This is a genomic window from Wolbachia endosymbiont of Drosophila tsacasi, from assembly GCF_028982115.1.
Taxonomy (GTDB): domain Bacteria; phylum Pseudomonadota; class Alphaproteobacteria; order Rickettsiales; family Anaplasmataceae; genus Wolbachia; species Wolbachia pipientis_B.
In genome coordinates, this window is record NZ_JAPQLJ010000051.1 from 1 (window position 1) to 4,075 (window position 4,075).

The 4,075-nt window shown below is 36.1% G+C and carries 2 protein-coding genes; both read left to right on the forward strand.

Annotated elements, in window-relative coordinates:
- Positions 1-583 precede the first annotated feature (583 nt).
- Entirely contained in the window at positions 584-1,987 is a 1,404-nt protein-coding gene (locus OZD70_RS04650; RefSeq protein WP_275021197.1) for a malonyl-CoA decarboxylase, read from the forward strand.
- Between the two features lie 70 nt (positions 1,988-2,057).
- Positions 2,058-3,854: a translation elongation factor 4 gene (lepA, locus tag OZD70_RS04655; RefSeq protein WP_275021199.1), complete on the forward strand. Its 1,797-nt coding sequence runs from the start codon at positions 2,058-2,060 to the stop codon at positions 3,852-3,854.
- Positions 3,855-4,075: the final 221 nt, after the last annotated feature.

Here is a 4,075-nt window from a genome sequence, read left to right on the forward strand (position 1 = left end):
TAAGTGCAACTAACCTTAGCTAAAATGTTTAAGAAATTTACTAAGCAGAAAAAAAGGCAAAAGAAACCCCGTGTTAGCTAATTGTCACTCTCTAATCCTCCAAATTGGCGTACTATACTGTCTTAAACGACTTATAAGCGCGTTTCAGCTTATATAGGTAAAAACCCAGAAATGTTGTGAAGACATAAGGTGCACATAGTGCAAAAAATTAAAAACAAGACGCCAACTACGTTGTTTTCTTGCTATTTAATCTGCACAGATGAAGATAACTGAATACCTTCAGTTTCATGATAAGGGGGCTGGCGGGGTTTGTCAAGTAAGTTTTTTCGTTTCTACTGAATGACAGTTGTGACTTGGGAGGTAGTGCAAGAAGTCTATTGTATTACTGAATTATTAATAATTCAGTAATAGTGCCTGCTATGTAGCTAAAATTTTCCTTTAACTTAAGCTATATGTAGCTAAAATAACTTGGGTTTACCGACGATTTGACAAACCGTTATCCCGCTGCTTGTTAGCGGGATACCGCGGCGGTATGACGTAGGGAAACCTGACTTGCATTAGCCATGTATAATAAAGGAAATCTATGACAAAAGAATCATTGGTAAAAACTGATATAGTGAAAGTTGAAGACAAAAAAGCGGTAAGAAGCTTTTTTAAAATACTAGGTGAAGTGGCAGATGCTGTAAGATCGTGGATTGGTAACATCGGTCCTGATTTAAGCAACAGTCGCGATATCGATAGTTTAGTCTTGAAGATGAACGAGTGCTTAAATCCAAAGGGAGAAGAGGTCTCAGCACGTAAGAACGCTGTATCTCTTGGTAACCTGTACTTGAGCTTATCAGAGAAAGGTAAAATAAAATTTCTACAAACCCTGGCAGAAAAATTTAATCCGAATAAAGCGGAAATAGATGAGAAAATTAGAGAATATAAGAAAAACCAAGATCCCGAGTTAAACTATAAATTTGAGCAGGGTTTAATAAAAATTCTTGAATCACCACGTTCCAAAATATTAAAGCAATTTATTTCTTTACCAGAAGGCCTCAAGTTTATTGTTGATATGCGTTCTGATGTGCTTAAGCTAAAGAACCAATATAGAAGCTTGAATCCACTAGAGAACGAATTGAAAAATATACTCTATACTTGGGTTGATGTTGATCTACTCGATCTTCGTCAAATCATCTGGGATTCACCTGCATCATTGCTAGAAAAACTTATAAAATATGAAGCTGTGCATAAAATTTCCTCTTGGGATGACTTAAAAAACAGACTAGATTCTGATCGTCTCTGTTTTGCTTTCTTTCATTACAAAATACCAAACGAACCTCTAATTTTTGTAGAGGTTGCATTGGTGAATAAGATTGTAGATAGCATTCAACACCTTTTAGATGAATCAGTACCTTCAAACGATCCGAGTAATGCGAGCACTGCTATATTCTATTCAATATCAAATACTCAAGCAGGGTTATCTGGAATCAGCCTTGGTAATTTTTTGATCAAAAGGGTTGTAGAAAAGCTATCACAGGAGTTTAAAAGTATAAAAACATACGCGACTCTTTCTCCAATACCTGGCTTTACTAAATGGCTAAAAAACAATCTAAACCAAGATGTCACTTTATTGGGCAAACTAAATATAAAACAATCTAGTGCAGAAATTTTAGAAAGTGCAGAGCAATTAAAAACTAATGTTGAATGTACAAATGAAACTAAACAATGCATGCTTAAACTATGTACGTATTATTTACTAAAAGTGAATAATAGTAATGGAAATGCTTATGACCCGGTGGCACATTTCCATTTAAGCAATGGTGCATCGATAAAACAATTAAACTGGATGGCGGATACCTCTGAGAAGGGTATTAGTCAGTCGGCTGGAATGATGGTAAATTATCTGTATGAGTTGCCTAAAATAGATAATAATCATGAAAACTACATGGTTAATAAAGTGATTTCCTGCTCGAAAAAAGTGTCGTCTATGTTGAAGGAGTAAGTAGTCCCTTAATAAATAATTGCCCTCACAACACTTAAAATGTAAAATAGTTTAAGTATAGTAGGCCATAATGAACAACATAAGGAATTTTGCAATAATAGCGCATATAGACCACGGTAAGTCAACGCTTGCTGATCGTTTAATAGAGGAATGTAACGGCCTTGAAGCAAGAGAAATGACCAATCAAATACTCGATTCAATGGATATAGAACGCGAACGTGGGATTACAATTAAAGCACAGACGGTAAAACTTAATTATACGGCAAACGACGGTAATCAATATTGCCTAAATCTCATGGACACTCCAGGTCATGTTGACTTTTCGTATGAAGTAAGTCGAAGTTTAGCAGCGTGTGAAGGTTCACTTTTAATAGTAGATAGTAGCCAGGGTGTTGAAGCACAAACCCTTGCAAATGTATACAAGGCGATTGACAATAATCATGAAATAATAGTTGTACTCAATAAAGTTGATCTCCCTGCTGCAGATCCAGAAAAGGTAAAACTCCAGGTTGAGGAAGTAATTGGCATTGACGCAAGTGAGTCAGTTTTAATATCAGCAAAAACTGGACTTGGAATAAAAGATGTACTGGAAGCAATAGTAGCAAAACTTCCAGCTCCTCAAGGTAATGTAAATGCTCCATTGCAAGCAATTTTGGTTGATAGTTGGTATGACACTTATTTAGGAGTAGTAATTTTAGTGCGAGTTAAAAATGGAGTGCTAAAAAAAGGCATGAAGATTGTTATGATGTCTAATAATGCTACATATCAAGTGGACAATATTGGTATTTTCACCCCTAAAAAAGTTATGACGAGAGAGCTTTCAGCAGGTGAAGTTGGTTTTATAACTGCTTCAATGAAGGAAGTAGCAGACTGCAAGGTAGGGGATACTATCACTGAGGAAAAGAGACCTTGTAGTGAAGCACTTCCTGGATTTAAAGAAGTGCATCCTGTGGTATTTTGTAGCATTTTCCCTCAAAAAACGGATGATTTTAAATATCTAAGAGAAGCTCTAGAAAAGTTACATTTAAATGATGCAAGTTTTACCTTCGAAGCTGAAACTTCAAATGCACTAGGCTATGGATTTCGTTGTGGTTTTTTGGGAATGTTGCATCTTGAAGTTATTCAAGAAAGGCTCGAGAGAGAATTTGATTTAGACCTAACAGCAACTGCACCGAGTGTTATATATAGGGTTACAACACGAAGTGGTGAAATTTTGAATATTCATAACCCAAGTGATATGCCAGATCCAATGAAAATTGAAATTGTGGAAGAGCCATGGATTACTGCAACCATAATGGTTCCTGATCAATACTTGGGAGAGATTCTATCTCTATGTGAAGAAAGGAGGGGAGAACAGGAAGATTTATCTTACATTGGTAACACAATAACAGCATTGTTAAGATATAAGTTACCACTGTCTGAAGTTGTTTTTGATTTTTACAATAGGCTAAAATCAATTTCCAAGGGGTATGCAAGTTTGGATTGGGAAATTTCCAGCTATCTGGTAAGCCAAATAGATAAATTAAGCTTTTTAATTAATGGAGAGCCCGTAGATGCACTGGCTTGTATCGCTCACAAAAGCAGAGCAGAAAAAAGGGGACGTGAAATATGCGCACGTTTGAAGGATCTAATACCACGTCAGCAATATAAAATCGCGATTCAAGCAGCAGTGGGCGGGAAAATTATTGCCAGAGAAACGATTAATCCATATAGAAAAGATGTAACAGCTAAACTCTATGGTGGAGATGTAACGCGAAGAATGAAACTACTTGAAAGGCAAAAGAAGGGTAAAAAAAGGTTGCATTCTATAGGGAACGTAAATATTCCACAGAATGCTTTTATTCAAGCCTTGAAGATAAGTGATTGATCTTAAAAGACTTCTTGCATAGCTTTTGGCAGCAACCGTTAGAAACGAAAAAACTTACTTGACAAGCCTCGCCAGCCCCCTTATCATGATAGTGAAGGTATTCAGTTATCTTCATCTGTGCAGATTAAACAGCAAGAAAATAACGTGGTTGGCGTCTTATTTTTAATTTTTTGCACTATGTGCACCTTATGTCTTCACAACATTTCTGGGTTTTTACCTAT